Annotated in this window: 20 protein-coding genes and 1 pseudogene; 15 read left to right on the forward strand and 6 right to left on the reverse strand. The window is 62.4% G+C overall.

Annotation, left to right across the window (positions count from 1 at the left end; all coding sequences use genetic code 11):
* The first annotated feature begins 404 nt into the window (after positions 1 to 404).
* The 3 genes from ACVWYO_RS13530 (at position 405) to ACVWYO_RS13540 (ending at position 5,517) form a co-directional block, all read left to right on the forward strand.
* Positions 405 to 3,671 carry a MobA/MobL family protein gene (locus ACVWYO_RS13530; protein ID WP_457351579.1) on the forward strand — a complete coding sequence of 1,089 codons (3,267 nt, stop codon included), beginning with the start codon at positions 405 to 407 and terminating at the stop codon, positions 3,669 to 3,671.
* Between the two features lie 212 nt (positions 3,672 to 3,883).
* On the forward strand, positions 3,884 to 4,546 hold the full coding sequence (locus tag ACVWYO_RS13535; protein WP_457351581.1) for a MobA/MobL family protein: 663 nt from the start codon (positions 3,884 to 3,886) through the stop codon (positions 4,544 to 4,546).
* 137 nt (positions 4,547 to 4,683) lie between these two features.
* Positions 4,684 to 5,517, forward strand: a complete 834-nt coding sequence (locus ACVWYO_RS13540; protein ID WP_457354997.1) for a 3'-5' exonuclease — start codon at positions 4,684 to 4,686, stop codon at positions 5,515 to 5,517.
* A gap of 64 nt (positions 5,518 to 5,581) precedes the next feature.
* On the opposite strand, the pseudogene ACVWYO_RS13545 reads toward ACVWYO_RS13540, so the two are convergent.
* From ACVWYO_RS13545 to ACVWYO_RS13555, 3 genes and pseudogenes are all read right to left on the reverse strand, one after another.
* Positions 5,582 to 5,713: pseudogene (locus ACVWYO_RS13545) on the reverse strand (IS3 family transposase); the annotation flags it as partial.
* Between the two features lie 453 nt (positions 5,714 to 6,166).
* Positions 6,167 to 7,105 carry a cyclic nucleotide-binding domain-containing protein gene (locus ACVWYO_RS13550; RefSeq protein WP_457351583.1) on the reverse strand — a complete coding sequence of 313 codons (939 nt, stop codon included), beginning with the start codon at positions 7,103 to 7,105 and terminating at the stop codon, positions 6,167 to 6,169.
* Entirely contained in the window at positions 7,071 to 7,601 is a 531-nt protein-coding gene (locus ACVWYO_RS13555) for a hypothetical protein (RefSeq protein ID WP_457351585.1), read from the reverse strand. The genes ACVWYO_RS13550 and ACVWYO_RS13555 overlap by 35 nt, the downstream gene beginning before the upstream one ends.
* 286 nt (positions 7,602 to 7,887) lie before the next feature.
* On the opposite strand from ACVWYO_RS13555, the gene ACVWYO_RS13560 reads away from it, so the two are divergent.
* The 5 genes from ACVWYO_RS13560 (at position 7,888) to ACVWYO_RS13580 (ending at position 12,305) form a co-directional block, all read left to right on the forward strand.
* The gene (locus ACVWYO_RS13560) at positions 7,888 to 9,306 is read left to right on the forward strand and encodes a cytochrome ubiquinol oxidase subunit I (RefSeq protein ID WP_457354999.1); all 1,419 of its coding nucleotides are present in this window, start codon (positions 7,888 to 7,890) and stop codon (positions 9,304 to 9,306) included.
* Positions 9,303 to 10,310: a cytochrome d ubiquinol oxidase subunit II gene (gene cydB, locus ACVWYO_RS13565; RefSeq protein ID WP_457351587.1), complete on the forward strand. Its 1,008-nt coding sequence runs from the start codon at positions 9,303 to 9,305 to the stop codon at positions 10,308 to 10,310. Before ACVWYO_RS13560 ends, cydB begins: the two co-directional genes overlap by 4 nt.
* The gene (locus tag ACVWYO_RS13570; protein ID WP_457351589.1) at positions 10,297 to 10,428 is read left to right on the forward strand and encodes a DUF2474 domain-containing protein; all 132 of its coding nucleotides are present in this window, start codon (positions 10,297 to 10,299) and stop codon (positions 10,426 to 10,428) included. Before cydB ends, ACVWYO_RS13570 begins: the two co-directional genes overlap by 14 nt.
* Positions 10,429 to 10,698: 270 nt before the next feature.
* Complete coding sequence (gene hemA / locus ACVWYO_RS13575; RefSeq protein WP_457351591.1) at positions 10,699 to 11,919, forward strand: 5-aminolevulinate synthase; 1,221 nt, start codon at positions 10,699 to 10,701, stop codon at positions 11,917 to 11,919.
* Between the two features lie 155 nt (positions 11,920 to 12,074).
* Positions 12,075 to 12,305 (forward strand): hypothetical protein, encoded by a 231-nt coding sequence (locus ACVWYO_RS13580; protein ID WP_457351593.1) that lies wholly within the window; start codon positions 12,075 to 12,077, stop codon positions 12,303 to 12,305.
* A 69-nt stretch (positions 12,306 to 12,374) separates the two neighbouring features.
* Here the strand turns inward: ACVWYO_RS13580 and ACVWYO_RS13585 are convergent, their stop codons facing one another.
* Both ACVWYO_RS13585 and ACVWYO_RS13590 read right to left on the reverse strand, forming a co-directional pair.
* A complete protein-coding gene (locus ACVWYO_RS13585; protein ID WP_457351595.1) occupies positions 12,375 to 12,578 on the reverse strand; it encodes a hypothetical protein in 204 nt (67 codons plus the stop codon).
* A 307-nt stretch (positions 12,579 to 12,885) separates the two neighbouring features.
* Positions 12,886 to 14,463, reverse strand: a complete 1,578-nt coding sequence (locus ACVWYO_RS13590) for an MFS transporter (RefSeq protein WP_457351597.1) — start codon at positions 14,461 to 14,463, stop codon at positions 12,886 to 12,888.
* Between the two features lie 709 nt (positions 14,464 to 15,172).
* Between ACVWYO_RS13590 and ACVWYO_RS13595 the strand changes: the two genes are divergently transcribed.
* The 7 genes from ACVWYO_RS13595 to ACVWYO_RS13625 all read left to right on the forward strand — a co-directional run bounded on the left by ACVWYO_RS13595 (position 15,173) and on the right by ACVWYO_RS13625 (position 22,800).
* Entirely contained in the window at positions 15,173 to 16,003 is an 831-nt protein-coding gene (locus ACVWYO_RS13595; protein WP_457355001.1) for an alpha/beta fold hydrolase, read from the forward strand.
* A gap of 640 nt (positions 16,004 to 16,643) precedes the next feature.
* Positions 16,644 to 17,549, forward strand: a complete 906-nt coding sequence (locus ACVWYO_RS13600; RefSeq protein WP_457351599.1) for a tyrosine-type recombinase/integrase — start codon at positions 16,644 to 16,646, stop codon at positions 17,547 to 17,549.
* Between the two features lie 7 nt (positions 17,550 to 17,556).
* On the forward strand, positions 17,557 to 18,750 hold the full coding sequence (locus ACVWYO_RS13605) for an IS91 family transposase (protein ID WP_457351601.1): 1,194 nt from the start codon (positions 17,557 to 17,559) through the stop codon (positions 18,748 to 18,750).
* A 583-nt stretch (positions 18,751 to 19,333) separates the two neighbouring features.
* Complete coding sequence (locus ACVWYO_RS13610; RefSeq protein WP_457351603.1) at positions 19,334 to 21,304, forward strand: M1 family metallopeptidase; 1,971 nt, start codon at positions 19,334 to 19,336, stop codon at positions 21,302 to 21,304.
* A 145-nt stretch (positions 21,305 to 21,449) separates the two neighbouring features.
* Positions 21,450 to 21,656, forward strand: a complete 207-nt coding sequence (locus ACVWYO_RS13615) for a hypothetical protein (protein ID WP_457351605.1) — start codon at positions 21,450 to 21,452, stop codon at positions 21,654 to 21,656.
* A gap of 7 nt (positions 21,657 to 21,663) precedes the next feature.
* On the forward strand, positions 21,664 to 22,287 hold the full coding sequence (locus tag ACVWYO_RS13620) for a VC0807 family protein (RefSeq protein ID WP_457351607.1): 624 nt from the start codon (positions 21,664 to 21,666) through the stop codon (positions 22,285 to 22,287).
* Between the two features lie 99 nt (positions 22,288 to 22,386).
* Entirely contained in the window at positions 22,387 to 22,800 is a 414-nt protein-coding gene (locus ACVWYO_RS13625) for a VOC family protein (RefSeq protein ID WP_457351609.1), read from the forward strand.
* 569 nt (positions 22,801 to 23,369) lie between these two features.
* Here ACVWYO_RS13625 and ACVWYO_RS13630 read toward each other — a convergent pair.
* Positions 23,370 to 23,957 (reverse strand): OmpW/AlkL family protein, encoded by a 588-nt coding sequence (locus tag ACVWYO_RS13630; protein WP_457351611.1) that lies wholly within the window; start codon positions 23,955 to 23,957, stop codon positions 23,370 to 23,372.
* Between the last annotated feature and the right edge of the window lie 178 nt (positions 23,958 to 24,135).

Below are 24,135 nucleotides of genomic sequence, written 5' to 3' on the forward strand. Positions count from 1 at the left end.
GTCGCGAGGGCGCACCTGCGGGGGCGAGCACATGCTGCGATGAAGGATGGGTCGAGTGGGCGTTGATCATCGGCAGGTCCAGCATATCTGCTGGGCACCGCGCCCAACTTCGAGCTTATGGGATGGAGAGGCAGCTGCAAGAAGCGGTTTTTTTCTTCGCCGCGTCGAAGCCTCGCGCGCGTGAGGCGTTGCCAGGACCTCGGCGCGTGGACTGACATGGCTGGCGCACACGGCAATCGGTGATGGTCGGACATGGTCCCGCCGCCCGTCCGCCAATTCGATCAATCGATCCAAGCCGCTGGGGTTAGTGTGTCAGGTCATCAACACAGTGCGATTAGTTCGATGGGTGTCAGAAGAGGGGCAGGGGAAGGAGCATTTAGAGTTAAGGGTGGGGGGCGCATTAAATGAATTCGCCTTCGTCGAATTCGGCTGCCTCCGGCCGCCCTGCGCTCCCCCCACCCCCCATAGAAGTCTTTGTCGTTCTGCCGGACGGCAGTTGTAGGGCTGCAACCCAGGCGAGCCTGAAGATCGTGCTCAAACAGGCGCGTTCCGACCAGCTCAAAGCACGCAAGGCGAGGCGCCAGGAGAAGGCAGATGAACTACAGCGCAACCTCGAGGACAGAGCCGCTGCCAGACGCCTGTTGATCGAGCTCGCCGAGATCGATCGCGATTATCGCCGGATGGCGGCGACGCTGCTCGTGCGCGTCAAGCCCGACCGACCGCCGCGCAAGACATCCGACGTGCGAAAGCGGGTAATTGTCACCTCTAGCCGCACCAGTGTCACGAGGATCCAGACGTCCTCGTGGGTGATCGACGAGCGCGGCATGCGCGGCGTACATTTTGCACAATCTTACCTCGGCCGGAAGTCTTCCAGTTTTTACCGCGGTGCCGCCCGCGATCGCTGGGAATATGAAGCGCGGGACGAAGCAGTGTTGCGCGACGCTGATAACGAGCCGATCATCCTTTCCAACCTCGGCGAGGACATCGACGAGATCGGCGCGGCCTGGCAGTGCATCGAAGATGCGACAACCCGCAAGAACGGCAAGATCCAGATACGTATCATCGTCGCGTTCGACATCGACGCGAGTCCGGACGAACAGCAGGCGGCGCTAAAGCATTTCTGCGACACGGTACTCGCGCCTCTCGGGCTGCCTTATTCCGCCGTTATGCATCAGTCGCCCAAAGGTGCAGATCAGCCGAACCCGCATGGGCACATCCTCACAAACCTTCGACCGACTCCCCGTGTTGCGCCATATTGCTGGACCTTCGCCGACGAGGTGCGCGGCGAGCTGGATGGCAATAACGGTGTTCAGATGCTGCGGCACCTATGGGCGCATTCGATGAGCGAAGCGTCCGAGCGATCGGGCCGGAATATGCGTTATACCGGTCTTGGCTATGGTGCACGTGGTCTAGACCTCGAGCCTGGCGAGCACCTCGGCGAACAGCGGTCGGCAATGGTCGCACGCGGCGAACATGTTTGGGCGCACGAGCGCAACCGCATCAAGAATGCGCGCAACGCGCATCGCCGTTTCTTGCGCGACCTGGACAACAAGATTTCCGCGCTGACAAAGATACGTGATGCGGCCGTGGCGCAGCAAGCGGTTCAGCCAGTGCGCTCGAATCGGGAGCGATTAGTGTCGGCATCCTCTGCCAATCATACTGCGGCACGGGACGAGTTGCATGTCTCGGTAGCGACCTTGCCAGCTTCGAAAGGTCCATTGATCGCGTCCCCGCCCAGCGTTCCTGCCCGTCGCCTTTCAGCCGGTGCAGACCAGTCTCGTCGCCCGGACCTTTCCCGGCTGGTATCCGCGTGGGCCGACACAGCGGAGACTGCGCGTCTTGCTCCGGCCAAGGCACTATCTGGGCCGAAGGATCCCAGGCTGAAACCTTCCGCTGCGCCGCGACCTCGCGATGTTCGCATTGTCCCGGCACCTGTTGGCGCGGCACAAGAAAATCTCGTCGGAGCAAAGGATCGACACTCTGTTTCCGCCCCATCTTACTTGCGAGCCAGTGAAGCGCTGGGGTTCCGTCAAGCGCTGAAGCCTTCGGTCCAAGTAGCACGACCGAGGCAATTTGCGGCACAGATGCCACCGACGACGGGAGCGGCAGCCGCTTTGAAGATCGTGGCAGCGTGGCCAAGTTCGCCGCAACCGAGGATTGTGGCGGCGGCATCTCGCGAACGGCCGGTCCATCCGTTCGTCGCCTCGATCGAGAACCTTTTGGTCAAGATTCGTGCGACCTCGCCCACGAAAAGTGTCAGGGCCGCCGAACCTGAACCGACTCCGGATCGGCAAGATCGCGCCGATCCGGATTCGATCGCGCCGTTCGAGCCGGATGGCAAACCATCGATGGCCTTGCGGGACGTGCTGCTGGCGATCGCTCGAAACACGGTCGACTACACTATCGGTGATAATGCTCGCATCGACGCCAGCAGGGGCCTTGGGCCTGTGGCCGCTTTGCTCGATATCTGGCGGAACGAGTCAGATGTTCACGCCCTAGCTGCCGATGTCCTCGCCCGGCGCGGTCAGGATGCCTCGGCTCGATGGCCTGTGCCGCTTGTAGACGTGATGGAGCGCCACGACCAGCATCGGCTTGGCGAAGCCGAACCGCCGGTCGGAGAAGCACCGAGGCCTCGTCCCGCAGACGCCATGATGATCACCGCAGCCAAATCCCGTCGTGCCCGCGCTTACAGATACACGCCAAACAATCGATTCGTTTACGCGGCGCCGCTGCTTGCCGAAATGCCATCACTTCAGTGGCTTGAATCCAACCCGTTTACGACGTTTTCGCCGGATCGAGCGGCAAGCTTCGCGAGCGACGACAAGGTGCTCGCACGGATCGCCGAGATCGATGCCTATGTTGCCGACTATGGCGGTGGGGCACTGGAACTCGAGTATTCGTCGATGAAGGCTGTCGGGGTGGACGACTCGTGGGTTGCCGCGCCGCGCACCCAAGCGCGTTTGACAAAGATTCGGGCCGACCAACAACAAGTGATCAACTCAGTATCCGATGAGGCCGGGCGTCGCCCGCTCGACTTCGCCAAGACCGGTGTGCGCCGCTGGCCGCGCGATATCGTCCCCGCCATGCTCGTTCGGCTGGATCGCTGGAGCCAGGATCCCGGGTTCCAGCACGATATGTTCTCGATCGAACAGCGTGTGGCTGCGGCGTACGAGGCGCAGGCGCGCAACAAGCGGGACGAACAGTTGGAGCAGGGAGCAGCGCGTGTTCGCAAGGCTCCAGATGCGGCAAAGCCCGTCGCTCCCAGCCCGGATGGGTTTGGCGGCTGGAGCAACATGGGCGCGCCGAAATATGAGTGGGCCGACGATAACGGCGTACGGATCGCTGCGTTCGATAGTCGCACTGGCGCTCCGACCAAGCAGCTGCTCGCGCTCGTTCAGTTCGCAGGTGAGAAGCCGCGGCAAATCGTGTTCGCTAGCGACGACCGGCTCATGGCGACGCGCGAGGCTCCAGCAATGATGGCTGCGCTTGTCCGAGCGTTGCGACACGATGAACGCGCCACCCGGCTTGTGGTCGAGACAGTGCGAAACAGCAGGGACGCCGGGAAGCCCGTCTGGCCAACCGAGCTTGTGCCCGCAATGCGTTCGCACATCGCCAGCAACAATCCGGGCCGCCGACCACCAGACGAAGGGATTGGCGGCCCAAGCCGCTGACGATCGAAGCGAACGGAGGTCGCGATCCGCACGTCGGCCGGCGCGACACAGAGCAGTGGAACACGTCCACGCATCCGCAAATAGATAAATTGGAAAGGGAAGGGTGGAGGTGAGCCGGAAGGTGAAGGGGAAAATGCAGAAGAAGCATTCCTTCGCCTGACGGCTCCGCGCGTCGCATGTGCGACGCGTGACTTCGTCATAAGGAATCCAACATGACTGACACGACCTTAGCGCCTCGCATCCGTGAGGCGGCAGGACGCGGCCTGCGCCCGCGCCCGCCCTTCAACGCTCGCCCGGTGTGCGCGGCCGGACGCGAAAGCCGCTCTACAGAGGGGCCGTACTCCACGCATTACACGGCAACCGCATCCTGGCTGTACATCAACCGCATCAGCGGCAGCGACCATTTCGGCAAGGTGCCGGACAGCTATATCGATCGCGGCGATCTGCTGGCCGCGGGGCGCTGTCACCCGCTGAAGCTGGCGCCGCACTTGAAGAACGGCGATGCGCTGTGGCGTGAAGCCGACGAGGCGGCCGCGCGGGAGGGCCCACAGGCCGTCGTTGCAACGCACATCGTCGCCGATCTTCCGTCCGCCGACGATCCAGCGCGCTGGACCTGGCTGGTCGAGAACTATGTCTACAGGCACCTGACCGACAAAGGCATGATCGTGGATTGGGCGATTCACCTCCGCCGTGACGCGGACGGCGCACCGGTTGGAATCCCGCACGTCCACCTTCTGGCGACCGCCCGGTTCTGGCGAGACAATGGTCGGCACGGAACCCGGCACTGGCAGTGGTTTGCCAATGCCGACCAGACACGCGCCGCCGAAGATGCGTGGCTCCAGCTGATCGGACTGCGCTCCGCCATCCACGCCTGACGCTCCATAAACCAATCATCCTCCCGCCCGCCGCCTGTCCAGGCGGCGGGCGTTTCCATTTTTAGGAACTGCGCATGTCTTTCTACCATCTCAACCCGAACCGCCGCGGTGAGCGGCTTGCCCGCCGCCTTTAGCAGATCGGCGACTATCGTGTATTACGCCGACTACCACAGCCCGACGAAATCTGGTGCCGCTCCATGCCCGTGCCGGAGAATGTGATAAAATGCGCTATCGTGGATTGTGAAACCACCGGGCTCGACCCCGAGCGCCACAAGATGATCGAGCTGGCGATCGGGACTTTGTCGATCGACCTCGACGGTGGCGATGTCGTGGAGGTGACGCCGCCGCAGTCGTGGTTGGAAGATCCGGCCGAGGATTTGTCGATAGAGATCGAGCGGCTTACCCACATCACGTCGGACATGCTGATCGGCAAATGGTTTCCCGAGGCCGAGATTACGAAGGCGCTGCGGGGAGTTGATGTGGCCGTGGCTCATAACGCGAAGTTCGATCGCGGCTTCGTTAGTCGCCGCTTTCCGGCGTTCGCTAACCTGCCATGGGCATGTTCGATGAGTGAGGTCGATTGGCCGGCGCTTGGCTTTAATGGTGGTCAAAGCATCGCGGGCCTGCTGACGCAGGGCGGGTTTTTCCTGCCCGACGCACATCGCGCTGGGGCGGATGTCTGGGCGACGACGTGCCTGCTTGCCTCACCCGCAGAGGACGGAAAATCTATCGCTGCCAAAATGATCGAAACGGCGCAGCGCGCGACACAGCGGCTTTATGCGGCTCATGCTCCGTTCGAGTTCAAGGACATGCTCAAGGCGGCCGGCTATCGGTGGTCGTCCGAACGCCGGGCCTGGTGGATTGAAGCTGATCCCGAGCGAATCGCTAACGAGGCTGCCTGGCTGAGGCAGCTGGCAGGAGCAATACAACCCACGGTTGATGCGATTACCTGGAGCAATAGGCATGCATGAGTCGGGGTAGTGTCCCGGGGCGTGTTGAACCGCGCCGGGTCTGCCGGGGGCGTTGGGTTGTGAGTCACGCTGCCATATCGATGTTGTTTGCGGCAGCATAATATTGATCTTCGGCTTCGGCAGGCGGGATGTTGCCGATGGGTTCGAGCAGTCGACGATGGTTGAACCAGTCGACCCATTCGAGAGTCGCGGATTCATCCGGCTATAACTATGCACATGTGCATATGTTCCAAAGGATTTGATGGTCACGTGATCCGTGGCGGCGGCACCCCGATCAAGATGGAGAGCCTCCCGTCGATTATGCATCATGGGCCGGCGGCAATCCGCGTAACGCCCGCCATCCGTCAGGGCATTTGAGGCGCCTCCTCGGCACCATCGCCGACCGCTCCATTCGCCCGGGGGGCATCGAACCCTACAGTGCGCTGTGAAGAACCGCCTTCGGCGTCAGCGGGACGATCCCGTGCGTGCTTGCTCAGCGCTCGGCAATATCACGCAAGGGTCATCCGGCCTTCCACCATGACCACAGATCACGCTTCTGCTACGGTGTTAAAACCGGGCCGCGCCGCGCGGGCCATTCCGTAGCCTTCTTCAACATTACAAAACCTGTCATGTTGCGGTGAGCGGTTGAACCCACCGGGACCTGCCGCGCCTACCGGCTGAGCCTCCCGCGCGAGAGATATTCGCGGATGCGAGCCAATATGGTTCCACCGCTGTCGACCGGGTCGCATGTCCGCGCGACGCCGCTCCCGTCCAATAGGGCCATGCCCTGCTGGATCGCCCGCTCCAGCGCGGTCCCAAGCGCCTCTTCTTTCTGCAGGAGCGCGTCGATCGACTTCCGGCCGATCTCGATCACGGTGGCGAAAGTGTCCGCCGTCACAGTGACGGGATGCGGATCGCCCGTCATCATGCTGATCGCACCCAGATATTCGCCCGGTCCGACCCGTCCGACCCGCTCGTATCCGGAGCCGTCGTGGCGGCGCTCCGCTCTTAGAACGCCGGACCGCACGATGTAGAGCGAGGCTCCTGCCTTCCCCTGCTCGAACAGTACGTCTCCAGGAGCAAGAGAACGTTCAATCAGGCACTGAGACAGCAGGTCGATCTGGTCGGCCGGCAGCGATTCAAACAAGGCGGTGCTGCTGAGGGCCTCGATCAGGGTCGGCGGGCGGCCGCAGTCTATGCCCGCATGCCGAAACAGGCGACGTATATGCCGGAAGAGCTCCGCCTTTGCGTGCCCCATCTCTCCGGTCGTGGCCGCAAAGTAGTGCACGCCGAGCGTCGTGGTGCTGAGGCCGACGCGCTTCAGGGAGACCGTCGGCGCGGGCTGATCGAGAACGCTCGGCGACAGGAGCGCAGCCTGCCGCACCAGCTCGAGCAAAACTTCGGACCGGGCCGAGGAGCGCGTGGGCACCTCAATCGATGCCGCCCGCCGCTCGGTCGGGAAGCTGTGGTTGATGATTTGCCCTCGGGCGACGACGCTATTGGGTATCGTGGCGATGTCTTCCCACTCGGTCTGGATCCGGATCGAACGCCAGGTCGCCTCGACGATGACGCCCTCAGCGTGATCCTTGATCGTCACCCGGTCGCCCACGCGGAACGGTCGATCTAGCCCCACCGCTATGCCCGAGAAACACGTCCGCGAGCGTGTTTTGCAACGCAAGACCGAGGACGATCGCTATGACGCCCGACGTTGCAAGCAGGCCCTTGATCGGCAGCTCAAGCACCGAATTTAGGATGACCAGCACGGTCGCCAAATAGATGGCGCCTGCAAGAAGGTCCGAAAGTAGGCGTGCCCGCCGCGATCGAGCGTCATGACCAAGCACGACAGCCGCAACCACGGCCAGCACCCTCGCGCCGATCAGCCACCAAATGACTGCTAGTGCCCGCAGCCATGCGGCATCCGCGTGTCGCGCAAGATTAGGGCCGCTCGGAAGTGGAGAAGTGCCGCGGGCGACCAGACAGGCCATTATGACGACGAGAAGAACCAGCTCGCACGACAGTCTGACCGCTATTGGGCGGGATCTAACGACCAGTATGCAGAACAGCGTCAGAGCAAGAATCGCGGCAGGCAGGAAGATGGCCGTCATAAGCGAGACTCCGGAATCCTAACTGCTGCGTTGGTCGCGAGATATCTTGCGATCGTTCGATTGGCCCCGGACCGTGTTGATAAACGGACCTGCAGCACCGGTCCTAGCCGAATGGCCGGGACGCATCGATCATACTCTAGTGTGGTCCGAAGACCCCGGGGGACGATGGAACCCGCGTTGCCGTCTCCGCTATCGTCAACGCAAGAAAGCCGAGCCCACAGGCGTGGATCGGACGGACGCGCCAACCCGGCCGTCCGCCGCCGACTTTCCCGGAGGCAACATGGGAATGCTCGAAAATCTGGACGCCGTGACGCTGGCACGAGCACAGTTCGCCTTTACCGTCTCGTTCCACTTCATCTTCCCGTCTTTCTCGATCGGGCTCGCGAGCTTTCTAATGGTTCTTGAGGCTCTGTGGCTGCGGACGGGCGACGCAATATACCGGATCCTATACCGCTACTGGCTCAAGATCTTTGCAGTCGCGTTCGGCATGGGCGTCGTCTCGGGCATAGTGATGTCCTATCAATTCGGCACAAACTGGTCGGTCTTCTCCGCGAAGGCTGGGCCGATTGTTGGCCCGTTGATGGCCTACGAAGTCCTCACCGCCTTCTTCCTCGAAGCCGGCTTCCTAGGCGTCATGCTGTTTGGAGAAGGCAAGGTCGGCGAGCGACTGCATTTCTTCGCGACCTGCATGGTAGCGTTGGGAACGCTGGTCTCGACGACCTGGATCATCAGCGTCAACAGCTGGATGCAGACGCCTGTCGGCTTCCTGATCAACGCGCACGGCCAGTTCGTGCCGGCCGGCTCGTGGCTGACGATTATCTTCAACCCGAGCTTTCCCTACCGCCTCGTCCACACCGTGCTCGCCGCCTACCTGACCACGGCCCTCGTCGTGGGCGGAGTCGGAGGTTTCCATCTCCTGCGCGCTCCCGGTGACGTCGGCGTCCGCCGCATGTTCTCGATGGCCATGTGGATGGTAGCGCTTGTGACGCCCCTGCAGATTCTCGCGGGGGACGCTCACGGATTAAACACGCTGGAGCACCAACCAGCGAAGGTACTCGCGATGGAGGGAGACTACGATCCAAGTCCGCACGGCGCTCCCCTCGTGCTGTTCGGCCTTCCAAGCAACGCCGAAGGGCGGGTGCGCTATAAGATCGAGATACCGCGCATGGGATCGCTGATCCTGCGTCACAACCTGAATGCCCCGATGCCCGGTCTGAAGGACTTCCCGCGAAGCCAATGGGCGCCTGTTCCGATCGTCTTCTGGTCGTTCCGCATCATGGTGGGCTTGGGCTTCGCCATGCTCGGCCTCGGACTTGCTAGCCTGTTCGCGCGCTGGCGCGGCTGGTTGTTCGACGCCCGACCGCTCCATTGGAGCGCTATGCTGATGGGGCCGGCAGGCTTCGTCGCGGTGATCGCCGGCTGGGTCACGACCGAAGTCGGGAGGCAGCCCTACACCGTGTTTGGCTATCTGCTCACCGCGCAGTCGCACTCTCCGCTCGCAGCGCCGGCGGTGGCGGCGTCGCTCGTGTCCTTCGTCATCGTCTACTTCACCGTATTCGGAGCTGGCATCTTCTATGTCCTGTGTCTGATGTCCGCACGGCCGAAGCCGGGCGAGCAGGGGCCGCCGCCGATCCCGCAGACCGCCGGCGGCGTGCCCGCCCCGAGGATGGACGCCGTCAACATCCAAATGGGAGCAGCTCGATGATCGCTTCGTTCGACCTCGCGATTGCATGGGCGGGCATTCTTGGCTTCGCCGTTTGCGCCTACGTCTGTCTGGATGGCTTCGACCTCGGCGTCGGAATACTGTTTCCACTCCTCGCAGTAGGTCCCGAACGCGATCGCGCGATGAACTCGATCGCCCCCGTTTGGGACGGAAACGAAACGTGGCTTGTGCTGGGCGGCGGAGGCCTCCTCGCCGCCTTCCCGATCGCTTACTCGATCATTCTGCCCGCGACCTATCCGCTGATAATTTCGATGCTCCTTGGCCTCGTCCTGCGCGGCGTTGCCTTCGAGTTCCGCTGGCGCGAGCCGCGGCATCGCGCGACGTGGGACGTCGCGTTCAGTGTCGGATCAGTAATAGCGGCCCTCTCGCAGGGCATGATCCTCGGAGCCGTGCTGCAGGGCATCACCGTTGTCGACGACGCATATGCGGGCCGCTGGCTGGATTGGCTAAGCCCATTCAGCCTGCTCACTGGTGTCGCGCTCGTGACCGGCTACTGTTTGCTCGGAGCGACGTGGCTGGTGTGGAAGACGGACGGGAAGGAGCAGGAGCACGCGCGGCGGCTCGCCGGGTGGCTCGGAGCGGCGACCCTGGTCGCGATGACGGCGGTCAGCGCTGCTACGCCCTATCTCCATTATGCCTACTGGCGCCGCTGGTTCGCGATGCCGGGCGTGCTCCTTACCGCCCAGGTTCCGCTGCTCGTCGCCGTTGCCGCGGTCATCTATTTCGTCAGCCTCAAGCGGGGAGCGGAACGCCTGCCGTTCCTGATCTCGCTCGGGCTCTTCCTGCTCGGCTTTGCAGGCCTGTGCATAAGCATCTTCCCATACGCCGTACCGCCGCATGTGACGATCTGGGAGGCGGCGTCGCCCGCGAGCAGTCAGTCATTCATGCTGGTCGGAGTGATCGCGATAATCCCGATCATCCTTGCCTACACGGTTTGGGCATACTGGGTATTTCGCGGGAAGGTCGGCACCCATGGCTTCCATTGAGACACCAGCGGACGCGCCGCTGTGGCGGCGGCTGGTCTGGATGCTCGCGATCTGGACGGTGAGTGTCCTGAGCCTCGGGGTTGCGGCCGAAGGCATCCGATTCTGGCTTCGGCCATGAATTCGCCGGCGATCCGCATGTCGGCTGCCCAGCCGCGAAGCGACGATCGGGCGTTTCGAAAGCGGACTCTGGCCTCAAGGCACGCTGGGGTCCATCGCCCGCAGCAGCGCGGGTCGGGAGAGACTGGTCGACGCATCGCCTATCTCGGCACTTTCACCACGATCTCGAGCGCCTTTTCCGATTTTGCCGTTGCGCAAAGCTCAACGGCATCGGACCACGGCAAAAATCAAACAATACAATCCACAACGGACGACAGGTGAGGGCTACGTCATGAATTATGAGGCATTCTTCACGGTCGAGCTGGATGCGCTGAGGGAAGACGGGCGCTACCGCATCTTCGCCGAACTCGAGCGCAAGGCCGGCAATTTCCCACGAGCGCGCCATCATACCGAAGCCGGCGTCGACGACGTCACAGTTTGGTGCTCGAACGATTATCTCGGCATGGGGCAGCATCCAAAAGTGCTCGACGCGATGCACGCCACGCTCGACGCGTGCGGTGCGGGCGCTGGCGGCACCCGCAACATTTCGGGCACGACGCACGCGCACGTCGTGCTCGAGGCCGAACTCGCTGATCTCCACGGCAAGGAAGCCGCGTTGCTCTTCACCTCGGGCTATGTCTCGAACTGGGCGGCGCTCGGCACACTCGCCGCCAAGCTGCCGAATTGCGTGGTGTTGTCAGACGAACTCAACCATGCCTCGATGATCGAGGGCATCCGCCACAGCCGCGCGGAGTACATCCGCTTCAAGCATAGCGACCCTGCGGATCTCGACCGCAAACTCGCGCGGATCGACCCGGCGCGCCCCAAGCTCGTCGCGTTCGAGAGCGTCTATTCGATGGACGGCGACATCGCCCCGATCGCCGAGATCCTCGACGTTTGCGAACGCCATGGTGCGATGTCGTATCTCGACGAGGTTCATGGCGTGGGCCTGTACGGTCCGCGCGGCGGCGGCATTGCCGAGGAGCGCGGGCTGATGGACCGGATTACTGTCATCGAGGGCACGCTTGGCAAGGCGTTCGGCGTGATGGGCGGCTATATCGCCGCCTCAGCCGCTTTGTGCGATTTCGTTCGCAGCTTTGCGAGCGGGTTCATCTTCACGACCGCGCTGCCGCCCGCACTCGCCGCGGGCGCGACCGCAAGCATCCGCCATCTCAAGGCAAGCGGTTGGGAACGCGCGCAGCACCAGGCGCGCGTGGCGCAAGTGCGGCGGCGGCTCGACGCGATCGGCATCCCGACGATCGACAATCCGAGCCACATCATCCCGGTGATGGTCGGCGATGCCAAGAAGTGCAAGATGATCAGCGACTGGCTGCTTGAACATCACGGCATCTACGTTCAGCCGATCAACTACCCGACCGTGCCCGTCGGAACCGAGCGGCTTCGTCTGACGCCCTCGCCGCTCCATTCGGACGCCGACGTCGACAAGCTGGTAAGCGCACTGTCGGAGATTTGGTCGCAATGCGCGCTCGCGCGACGTGCCATGGCGGCATGAGAAAGCACAGTTCGGGCCGTTTACGAGAAGCTCGCGTCTCGTGTCGGCTTGGTTATGCGTCAGGCTGTGGCCGATTGCGGATTGGCAGGATGTCCGGTTGCCCCTGGCCGGTAACTCTCGACTAGGATGTCTATCTGCCGCTGCATGTCGAGCTGGTGCGACTCGAATACCAAGAGCCGTCCCTCGAGGTCGATCTCAATCGGGTAGCGCTCAAACGCCTGAAGCTGCTTCTTGGCGATCGAATCCCCGGCCAGATACGTAACGAGGTCCTCGGTCGCAAAGGCGTCTCCATCCCAAAACCTGAGGTCGGCGTCACTGCCAATCGTCCCGGTCGTCAGGACGTTATTCAGCTCTGGATCAGCCTGACCTTTCCCTCAAGTTCCTGAGCCGACGGATGTTGTCCACCCTTGGCTTCACGCGATTCCTCGACCTCGCTGATCACATTCCCGGCATTATCATTCAACGTCTGCACCAGTCCGAGCTTCGATCTCGGCAGCGATCGCCTGAACGGCGTCAATAATCCGCGCCAAAGCAGCGGCCTGTGCTTCGCTCCGATTTGGACCGAATACTGCGGCGCAAGTGTCGTGTGTATTTTGAAGGCGTTTTCGTTCCTCCTGAAGCACGGCAATAGCTCGATCGCTAACGGGTGGCAGGCTCATTCGGGTATCCTTGGCGAACAATTCATATTGCCACCTGCGCGCATGAACCGCCAAGCCCCGATCTATTACGATGGCCTTAGTGTAGGGTTATAACGTCACCTCTGGCCGGCAGCGGTCAGGCTGGGGCCTGCGTCACATCGACGCCCTTCGCGCGATGCGGGCACACGTCCCGAAACTACAGCAAGCGCGCAGATTTGGACTTTCGAAGAGCAGCAAGGTGATTCCTCGAAGTGCGACGAGCGGGGCCGCCCGGAACGTTCTCATCCTCGATCAGGGAAACGACAAACCACGTTCGAAAGATGCAATCTCATCGGGCCGCATGGACGCCATACCGCTTGGCAACGGTGGCCAGCAGCACCCAGCCGGCAATTACAAGCGCTATGACCGCGACAACGCGGAAGACGTCGTCGAACGCGAGGACGGCTGCCTCCCGCTGGAGCACCTGATAGAGGCCGCCCGCGCCCTGCGCCGCCATGCGCTGCGCGACCTGCGGGTCGCCGGCAAGAAGGTGCTCCGCTAACGCGGAAGCATGTGCCTTCGACTGTATAATTTGATAAGTCCCGAGAAACGCCGAGCCGATCAGACCGCCGACATTCTGCGATATACTGAAGACCACGATAAGGCTCACAAGATGTGTCGGCCCCAGTTTCAGAACGCGTAGAAAGCCGTAGAGAAGTGCCGGGCCGAGAAAGAGACAAGCGCCGAAGCCCAGCATTGCTTGGCTGATATAAAGCTGAGCTGGCCGGGTCAGGCTGTTGGCACCGGCATCGATCCACGCCCCGCCGGCTATGAACAGCGCGGCGACCGCCACCTGATAGGGTAATCTGCGCTCTGACAACGTCACGGCCGCGGTGATCGATCCTGCCGCCATTGCGAGCGTAATCACCAAAAAGAGGCCATGATACTGATCGTTGTTGATGCCGCCGAGGCCAAGCAGCCCCACCGCGCCGTATGTCTGCTCCGCGAGGGCGAAGCGCACCATGAGGGCTACCGCCATGAGGCGCAGCACGTCTCTAGTCGCAAGCCAATGAGTCTGAAGCAGCGGGCGTGTGCGAAGATGTTCGATCGAGATGCCGCCAGCGAGGAGGACCGCGGCGGCGGCCAGATCCATTCCGATCCACGGCGTATCGGTCCACCAGACGTAGCGGCCCGCCCCTACTGCAATGCATAGCAACACCAAGCCGGGCAATAATAGACCGATCGTGACCGCGTCCAATGGTTCGAACACTGAAACTCGCCGGCTGGGAGGAAGGGGAAGTGCGGTAGTCAAAGCAAGTACCAGCAGCGCAGCCCCGATCTCGATAAGCTGAAGTCCGTGCCATTCGCCCGCTGCCATCAGCTCAACGGGAACCAGCCGCGCAAGCGGCGTCCCGAACTGCGGCAGGGTCATGCCGACGCATAGGCCAATCGGCTGCAACTTCCCTTGAAAGACCTGAGTCAGATGGTAGATTGCAAGCGTCGTCAGGCCTGCCGAAGCCAGCCCAGACACCGCGCGGACAGTAAGAGCCAATGCAAAGCTCGGAAACGCGGACTCGAGAAGCGCCGCTGCGATATAAAGAACGACGAGACTCTTGGTCACCGCCGGGATCCCCCAGGTCATCCTGGACCGGACAAGCAGAAGACTGCCGCCGGCATTGAACGCTATGAAGATTGACGAAAGGCAGCTTGCGTCGACTAGATCGATTCCGTTTACGCCAGCAACGATCGGGATGTTGACGGTTACAAGCGCGTTTCCAAACGTCGCGGCGATTCCGATCAGGAGGGCCATGACCGCATAGGCCGCCTTCCGTCTGAACCCGTGCTGCGGCGAAAAGGGCGAGCCGGGGAAGCCCGCCTGCTCTGCAGCCGCGAAGACGTAGGGAGGGGGCCCTTCGGCAGCAATCATTTGTCGAGCCTTGAGGATGTAAGTCCAAGAGAGGGCCAACCGGCAAAGGGGGATGCGCACTCCGGCAGTCCCCCCTGGCTTTTCAACTTGCTGAAAACCATCCCCGTCCTTTCGATGACCGGCTTCGACCCGCATGCGAGACTGCGGCCTCCACTGTCGCCTTTTATCGGGACGGAACGTGCTTGCGCGATTAGCCGTCAGGGAGGCCCACTAACGCGATCGTATGATATCGCCGGGCCTCAAGACGTTTGCGACGACAAATCCACCCGCACTCCAAGCATTCGATCGCGTGCGGAGGTGGCACTTGCATCCGGCCGGATCATGGCGACCAAGACCGAGTCGATGTCAGTCCTTCCGACGCAGCGGCATGGCCCCCCGTGCTGGAATGAACCGTGCTCCGTCAGGCGACTGCACAGCACCGCGCGGCTATTCAAGCCGCTCAAGCCATACCTTTGTATGTCTCCAACAACATACCCGAGTACGATCGCACACCATTGGGCGAGATACCGGCCAGCGCAGCCGAGGTAGACCGGTCGGACCGCAGACAAAATTGGAAAGAGCGATGTCAGCCGATACCGTGCGCCACACCACCACACGGAGGGACGTCCTCATCGGCACGGCCGGCGCGGCCGTCGCCGGTGCGATGATGTCTACCGCAACGGCCGCCTCCGCCTACCGGCACGCAACCATGAGCAAAGGAACCAAAACGATGGGTATGATCACGACCAAGGACGGCACCGAAATCTTCTACAAGGACTGGGGTCCGAAGGACGCGCAGCCTATCGTCTTCCACCACGGCTGGCCGCTCAGCGCCGATGACTGGGACGCCCAAATGATCTTCTTCCTTCATCACGGCTTCCGCGTGATCGCCCATGATCGGCGCGGCCATGGCCGGTCTACCCAGACGTCGACCGGGAACGAAATGGACACCTATGCCGCCGACGTGATCGAGCTCGCCGATGCGCTCGACTTGAAGGGTGCGGTCCACGTCGGGCATTCGACCGGCGGCGGCGAAGTCGCCCGCTATGTGGCCCGATCGAAGCCAGGCCGCGTGTCCAAGGCGGTCCTAATCGGAGCGGTGCCGCCGATCATGGTCAAGTCCGATAAAAATCCGGCCGGGCTGCCGATCGAGGTGTTCGACGGCTTCCGTTCGGCCCTCGCCGCAAACCGGGCGCAGTTCTACATCGACGTGCCGACTGGGCCGTTCTACGGCTTCAATCGGCCCGGCGCGAAAATCAGCCAGGGCTCAATCGACAACTGGTGGCGGCAGGGAATGATGGGCGGCTCCGCAGCTCACTATGACTGCATTAAGGCCTTCTCGGAAACTGACTTTACCGGGGACCTGCAGAAGATCCAGGTTCCGACCCTTGTCATGCATGGGGACGACGACCAGATCGTTCCATATGCGGACTCGGCGCCATTATCCGTGAAACTTTTAAAACGCGGCACGCTGAAGACCTATAAGGGTTTCCCGCACGGAATGTGCACCACGCACCCAGAGATCATCAACGCTGATCTCCTCGCGTTCGTGCGTAGCTGAAGCGTCTGTCCGGCGCCCGTAAGGGCGTCGGCTGCCGCCCACAGGCGGAAAGTTCTGCCCACCTCGCCTAAACATCGGCGAACTCCGACAACGCCAAAGATCGGTGACCGGCTGCGGTTCGATAGGTATTTGGAGCGTCACCGGAACTGTTTTTCCCTTGGTGAGAATATCGGCGTTGCGGTTCCACATGGCGGCCGGGCGCGACAGGTAAGCCGTTCTAAGGCAACGAAGTCATCCCATGCGCTGACCTCGATCATAGATGTGCTCGTTAATCCGGCGGTGTGCTCATTGCGCTTCTCATCCTGTAGTGTGCAGTGTGCAGGCCGCCGCTAGTGAAGTATCCACATCTACGCGTGGCGGCTACGCCCGAGTTCGATCCGTCCTTTGCTTGCCGGAAAACACGGTTAATTGGATCCGCGACCGACCGTTCGAAGCCTCTTTTTGCCTCACCAGTTTCGGCCATTGTTTCATATCGGTTTAGGACCGCATCGCTGCCGCTGGTCTGGGCGGGCAATGACGCAATGCACGAAGCCGCTGCGCGGCATTGGTGTTGGTGGTGAGGTAGCGCCTTTGCGGTGAGGTTTGGCCCGGCGGCAGCGGCGGCAGACGATGGAGTTCCTTCAACCAAAGGAACTTCATCATGGCGATTGTACCGATCGAACGACCCGTCACCCCGCTGCGTCAGCGGATGCTCGACGACATGGCGATGCGCGCGATGCGGTTGCGGACCCAGCATGATTATATCCGCCACGTCCGCGCCTTCGCGGCTTTCCTCGGGCGTTCGCCTGACACCGCGACCGCCGAGGATGTGCGCCGCTTTCAGCTTCATCAGCGCGAGCACGGTGTCGGCGAGTCCACGATCAACGGCTCGGTGTCGGCGCTGCGCTTTCTGTTCGACGTGACGCTCGAGCGGCCGGACCTGTCGCGGCGGTTGGTGCTGGCGCATCGTCCCAGGAAGCTGCCCGACGTGCTGAGCGTCGAGGAGGTGGCCAAGCTGCTCGAGGCGGCACCGGGCATCAAGTACCGGGCGGCGCTGGGCGTGGCCTATGGCGCCGGTCTCCGCGTGTCGGAGGTCGCGCACCTCAAGGCCGACGATATCGACAGCAAGCGGATGCTGATCCGGATCGAGGAGGGCAAGGGCCGCAAGGATCGTAACGCCATGCTGTCGCCGCAGCTGCTCGAGCTGCTGCGGCTGTGGTGGCGCGAAGGCAAGCGGCGCAGTGTCCTTCTGCCGCACGGCTGGCTCTTTCCAGGGCGCAGCTACACCGACCCGATCTCGACCCGGCAACTGCACCGTGCCGTCTGCGAGGCGGCCGAGGCGGCGGGGATTCGAAAGCGCGTCAGCCCGCACACGCTGCGGCACAGCTTCGCCACTCACCTGCTCGAACAGGACGTCGATATCCGCGTGATCCAGGTGCTGCTCGGGCACAGCAAGCTCGAGACGACCGCGCTCTACACCAAGGTCGCAACGCGCACGATCCGCGCCGTGACCAGCCCGCTCGACCGGCTGATGGCGCTCATGGAGGGCAAGACGCCGCCCGGTTGACGCCCTCGTGCGGACCTCCCTCGAGGTCGCCGACATCTTTCGCGGCGCTGGTCCCGCATATCGAACGGCGCATGCGGGGCACCTGAGCCTGCACCAGCTGAAGGTCATGTCGGCGATCGAACATTGCCGTACCGCCGTCATGGGCGGTCACGTCGAAGCCTGCACCGACTGCGGGCATTGGCGGGTGGCCTATAACAGCTGCCGCAACCGACACTGCCCGCGGTGCCAGGGTGCCGCCGCGCGCGCCTGGCTGGCCGAGCGTGAGGCCGACCTGCTCCCGGTCGGTTACTTCCATGTCGTGTTCACGCTGCCGGCCGAGGTCGCCGATATCGCCCTCCAGAACAAGGCCGCGCTATACGGCCTGCTGTTCCAGGCGGCGTCCGAGACGATGACCACCATCGCCGCCGACCCCAAGCATCTTGGCGCACGCATCGGCATCACCGCTGTCCTTCATACGTGGGGATCGGCGATGACCCATCACCCGCACATCCACATGATTGTGCCGGGCGGCGGGCTGTCGCCCGACGGCAGCCGCTGGGTGTCGTCGCGCCCAGCGTTCCTCTTGCCGGTGCGCGTGCTCGGCAAGCTGTTCCGCCGCCTGTTCCTCACCCGACTGATGGCGCTGCGCGACACCGGGCGGCTCGGCTTCTTCGGAAGCATGGGCCATCTCGCCGACCGGCGTGCGTTCCTGCGCCACCTGTCGCCGGTCCGGAAGAAGAACTGGGTCGTCTACGCCAAAGCACCGTTCGCGGGACCAGAGGCGGTGCTCGCCTATCTGTCGCGCTACACCCACCGGGTGGCGATCTCGAACGGCCGGCTGCTGCGCTTCGACGAGACCGGCGTGACGTTCCGCTACAAGGATTACCGCCGAGACGGAGCCGACCGCCAGCAGACCATGACGCTCGCGGCCGATGAGTTCATCCGCCGCTTCCTGCTCCATGTCCTGCCAAAAGGCTTCCACCGCATCCGTCACTACGGCCTGCTCGCCGGTGCCACCCGCAAGGGGCAGCTCGAGCGGATCCGTGAGCTACTTGGCGTTGCACCGCCGGCCATCACCGATGCGCCGACCGGGCCGGAAGACGTTCGACCGCCATGTCCATGCTGCGGCGGGCACATGGTCGTCATAGAGACCTTCGAACGCTGGCGGCAGCCGCGCGCACCGCCGCAGGGCACTGCATCGACCGGGACGACCACGCCATGACCCCGCATGGCTCAACTTCATCCCGCCACGCAGGTCTTGCGCTTCCGGCGATGCTGCCGCTCGTGCTGGCAACATCACCGACTGCATCAGCGGCACCTTCAACCTGCGATCATGGGCAAGATGCACCCCGGACACCGCCCCTCGGGACCATGATCTCGGCCGCCGATACGCGCCTCGACAGCCGTCACACGCGCCGCACAACCGGGCCAACCTCGAAATCCCCATAGGCACCGCGCGCGGCCCGCGGCTTCCTGCATTGGAGGAAATCGTACGCCTCACGGCATCCGATTTCCTTCACAATCGCCGCCATTCCTGGCGCGTTGGTTTCAGCCCGACTTCTGCCGCTCATTCATGTTCGAAGCAGATGCCGAAATTCGGTGCGGGCACCCTGATTCTCGCCGTGCATAATCGCTGAACGAGACTGCGCGGTGGAATTGACCAATTGACCTGCAAACTTTCAGCTAAGGTCTAGAGCTGGCCTTGGTGGGTGCTTGATAGGCATCCGAGTTTGCTGGCATGTGCCCGCTATTAATGTGCCGCCGAATGGTCGAGATGCGCGCACGATCAGACGTCTGGAGCATCGATGAGACATCATTTTTCGCGAGCGATGCTACGGTCTGCCTGCGCTGCCGCCTTATTGTACACGGCGCCGGTACGGGCCGCCGACTTCGACCCGAAGTCCGCCTTCGCTGCGCAGCCGCTGCCGGACGGCGTGAACGTCTATCGCTCTTCCAACGGCGCACCCGGACCGGGGTATTGGCAGAACCGGGTCGATTACGCGATCACCGCGCGGATCGACACCACGGCCAGGACGCTGACGGCCACCGAAACGGTCGATTACACCAACAACAGTCCCGACGTCCTGCCGAGCCTGTGGATGCAGCTCGACCAGAATATCTATCGCCCGGATTCACGCGCGGCGACGATGGGCAGCGGGCGGAAGGGCCGCGGCGGAAGCGAGCATAGCGACGGCTATGCCATCGCGTCGGTGGAAGTGCTGCGCGGCAAAATGTGGGTGAATATCCCGTTTGTCGTCTCCGATACGCGCATGAACCTCCGGCTCGACCAACCGCTCAAGGGCGGCGGGTCGAAGCTGAAGTTCCGCATCACCTATCATTATGCCATCCCGGGGGTATGGGGCGGGCGCACTTCGTGGCTCGACATGCCGAACGGGACGATCTTCGATATCGCCCAGTGGTTCCCGCGGATGGCCGTCTATGACGACATGCGCGGCTGGGACACGCTCCCCTATCTGGGTTCCGAATTCTACTGCGAATATGGCGATGTGGATTACGCGGTCACCCTGCCCGCCGACATGATCGTCGCTGGCGGCGGCGTGCTGACCAACGCCGCAGAAGTCCTGACACCGCTCCAGCGCGCGCGCCTCGCCCAGGCGGCTGGCAGCGACGCCACGGTGATGATCCGAACGCCCGAAGACGTAACGCGGGACAGCGCGCGTCCCGCGCCGAAGGCCGAGAAGACCTGGCGCTATCACTTCGCCAATACGCGCGACGTTGCTTTTTCCGCCTCACGCGCGTTCGTGTGGGATGCGGCGCGGATGAACCTACCCGGCGGCAAGACCGCGCTGGCGCAAAGCGTCTATCCGATCGAGAGTGCCGGTGACGCCGGCTGGGGGCGGTCGACGGAGTATCTGAAGGATTCGGTCGAGCGCTTCTCGCAGCATTGGTTCGCCTATCCCTACCCAACCGCGTGGAGCATCGCCGGCGGTTCGACGGGCATGGAATATCCGGGCATGGCGTTCGACGGCATCCCGGACAAGGGCAAGGAACTGTTCTGGATCACCGCGCACGAGATCGGCCACACTTGGTATCCAATGGTCGTGGGCTCGAACGAACGCCGCGATGCCTGGATGGACGAAGGCTTCAACACCTTCATCGACACGTTCGAAAGCGACGAGTTCAAGGGCGGTGTGTTCGGCCCCAAGCGGGATAGCGAATATGCCCCGGGCGGCGGCAATCCGGCGGACGAGATCCTGCCGCTCCTGGCCGACAAGGATGCGCCGCCGATCATGAGCTATCCGGACGTCATGGGCGAAAAATACCGCCATTCGGTCAGCTACTTCAAGACCGCGCTGGGGTTACGCCTGTTGCGCGATGTCGTCCTCGGCCCCGAGCGGTTCGATCCTGCCTTCCGCAAATATACCGCCGACTGGGCGTTCAAACATCCCAGCCCGTCCGACTTTTTCCGCGAAATGTCGAGCGAATCCGGCGAGGATCTCAGCTGGTTCTGGCGCGGCTGGTTCTTCAACAACTGGCAGCTCGATCTGGCGGTGACGAACGTCGCATATACCGATGGCGACCCGGCCAAGGGTGCCAGCATCACGCTCGAAAGCCGTGATAAGTTGGTGATGCCGGCGGTGCTGGAGGTGAAATATACCGACGGCCACGCGACGCGGATCAAGCTGCCGGTCGAAACATGGATGCGGGTTAAGCCCGTCATCGCGGCACCCGCCGGCCGCATCGCATCGGTCACGCTAGACCCCGATCATCTATTGCCGGACCGTGACCGAACCAACAACGGTGCTGTGCCTTGAGGAAAACGGGGAAGCCCGCTCGAGTGCATCGAAGACTCACAACGCAACATTCACTATCGCTCGTGACTTTCCCAACTTCATTCACCCGTCACCTCGATCACACGTTCGGCCTTTAGCCCCGACAAAGGACCAAGCAGCATGGATCATGCGCAACCGTGATGCTGTTTTGTCGGCGCGACGAAGCTCGACATCTCAGGTACCGCAACTGCTGTCGCTGCTGGATGCGCGGGGCGATTGGCTATACACGACGGCATCAACGGTGATCGTATTGGCAGACAGCGCCGAGTTCTATGATCGACACGTCCAACGCACGCACGATCTTGCGAACGAAGGGGCCGGCCTTCGCTGCTGATATCGGCGTGAATTTTCTCCTTCCCTTCATGATCTACAGTTATGCAGCGCCCGGCTTCGGTGATGTGCAGGCGCTGCTTCTGTCGTCTGTGCCGCCGATATTATGGAGCATTGCGGAGTTCATTCGGCATCGCCGGCTTGACGCGCTGTCACTTCTCGTTCTGGCAGGCATCGTCCTGTCGCTTCTCGCCTTTTTTGGCGGCGGCGGTCCGCGGATGCTTCAGCTTCGCGAAAAGCTCGTGACGGGCGTGATCGGGATCGCCTTTCTCTTGTCGGCTGCGATCAGGCGACCGCTGATCTACGAACTGGCGCTCGCCGGCATGGCGCGCAGCACGAGCGGCTCGTCCGAAGCCGAGCGGATGCGGGGCATGCGCGATGATCGCGGTTTTCGTCGATCGATGACGATCATGACGGTGGTGTGGGGCTTCGGGCTGATCCTCGATGTCGCGATCGGGGCGGCGCTCGTGTTTAGTCTTACGATCAAAGAGTATATGATCGTCAATCCGATCGAAGGGTACGCCCTGCTTGGTGGCCTCAGCTTATGGACATTCTGGTACAGCAAGCGAGCAAGGGCCCGTAACGAAGCCGCTCGAGCCGCGGCACGCAATGGAGCGATCGAACCGTCTCGGTAGCCGTTGACGTGCTGTGTCGGACAGAGCAGCTTTCAAAGAGTTTTGCGGACACAGCGGGGGCGGCGAACCATGAAAACAGCGTTGCTGACAGCGGTCGCTATGATGACCGTCTTTCCCACAGCGGCGGTGCGGGCCGATCCACCCGGCCATGTCACCGGGCTCAGCGGTGTCTTTGTGACCAGCAAGGATCCAAAGGCACTGGCGGCTTGGTATCGCGACGTGCTCGGCATTCACTTAGAATCCTGGGGAGGCGCCATATTGCGCTATGATGCCGCAGGACATCCGCCCATGGCGCTGTGGAACGCCATGCCGCGCGACAGCGACGAAATCACGCCATCGCATCGCGAGTTCATGATCAATTTCGCGGTCGACGACCTCGACGCCTTCGTCAAGCGGCTTAAAGGCAAGGGCGTGACGATCATCAAGCGCGAGCAGGACAAGACCGGCAAGTTCGCTTCGATTCTCGATCCCGACGGAACCAAGATCGAACTCTGGCAGCCGCCAGTAAAATAGAGCACATGCGGCCGTTCAGCGATGCAGAGTGTGGATAAGCTCCCAAACGGGACCCCATCCTTTGGCGACATAGCCACTTGTAAATGCGGAAGAATATGACTTTTCAAAAGGTCCGGATCAGCGCCGATCGGACACCTCAATGACCGAGATTTTCGGAAAGACATTTATAGGGCCATCCCGCAACCGCGAGGTCCCACCTCGACGCCGATCCACAATCGAGGAGTATCGATCGAATGCGAACTGGCCGCTGAGGCCGGCGATGGTTCAGAAGTCTTGGGCATCGACACCCCGCGGTTTTTGTCTTGCGCCGTCAACGAATGGTGGCGAGATATATCTTTGACACGGCGACCGTGCTTCGATCTTGCATCGAACGTATCTCAACGGCTGGTGTTGCGCGGGCACAAAGCTAGCGGCGATACTAAGCAGCGCCTCAATTGAGCGAACTTCATCGTTGACGCTCTTCGAGATCGCTATCGCCGTCACCGCACGTCAGACATCCGTTGCGAAGGCTGTCCCGATCTTAACACTGAGCGAAAGCGGGGCGCCTTATCGGCGACGGCGTACCACCCTCAGAAATGGTATGACACTCCACCGGCCACCACCACGGGGTTCAGACGGATGTTGGCGCTTATGGGGGTGTTTGCGAGCCTGGCAGTCGCGTTGGTCTTGAGTACGACCTTCTTGGCATCCAGGAACAGCGACATGTGCCGCGACAGTCTGAAGTCGGTGCCGGCTTGTGCCACCCCTCCCACATGATCGCCTACCCTCAAGTCCCGAACCGCCAAATCTTCGTTCTTGAAGATCAGCAGCAGCACGACGCCTCCCCCTACATAGGGCTGCAACCGACCAAACTGTGTGAAGTGATAGTGCGCGGTCGCCATCACGGTTCCATAGCGGATTCGGCCAAGTGCTCGATACGGCGTAAGCGACCCCGCGCCATCAACCCTCGCACGCGGTGGGAAACCCCCGGTGAGCGAAACTCCAAAGTTCCGCCGGCGATATCCGACCTCCGTGATCAGGGTGACGTTCGGATCGATCGAGACGGTCGCTCCCGGTATCGTCACACCCTGCGTCTTCACTACGGCGTCTGCATCGAAGAGAACCGCGCCGGGGCCAATATGGACGTAGAAGTCGTCGCTGGCACGGTGCCGCTGCATGCCCCGCGGCAGCGAGGACCGTGCTCCGCCGTCGGCCGCGGCGTCGGCAGTGGATTGAGGTCTGCCGCTGGCGTCCCGATCGGACACTTCCTGCGCGAAGGAGGGGGCAGGAGCCAGGAGGCAGGATCCGAGCGCTACGGTCGCCCGGACCATGCCTACCAGCATGCGTGTGAGGGAC

It is taken from the genome of Sphingomonas sp. UYP23 (genome assembly GCF_054059235.1).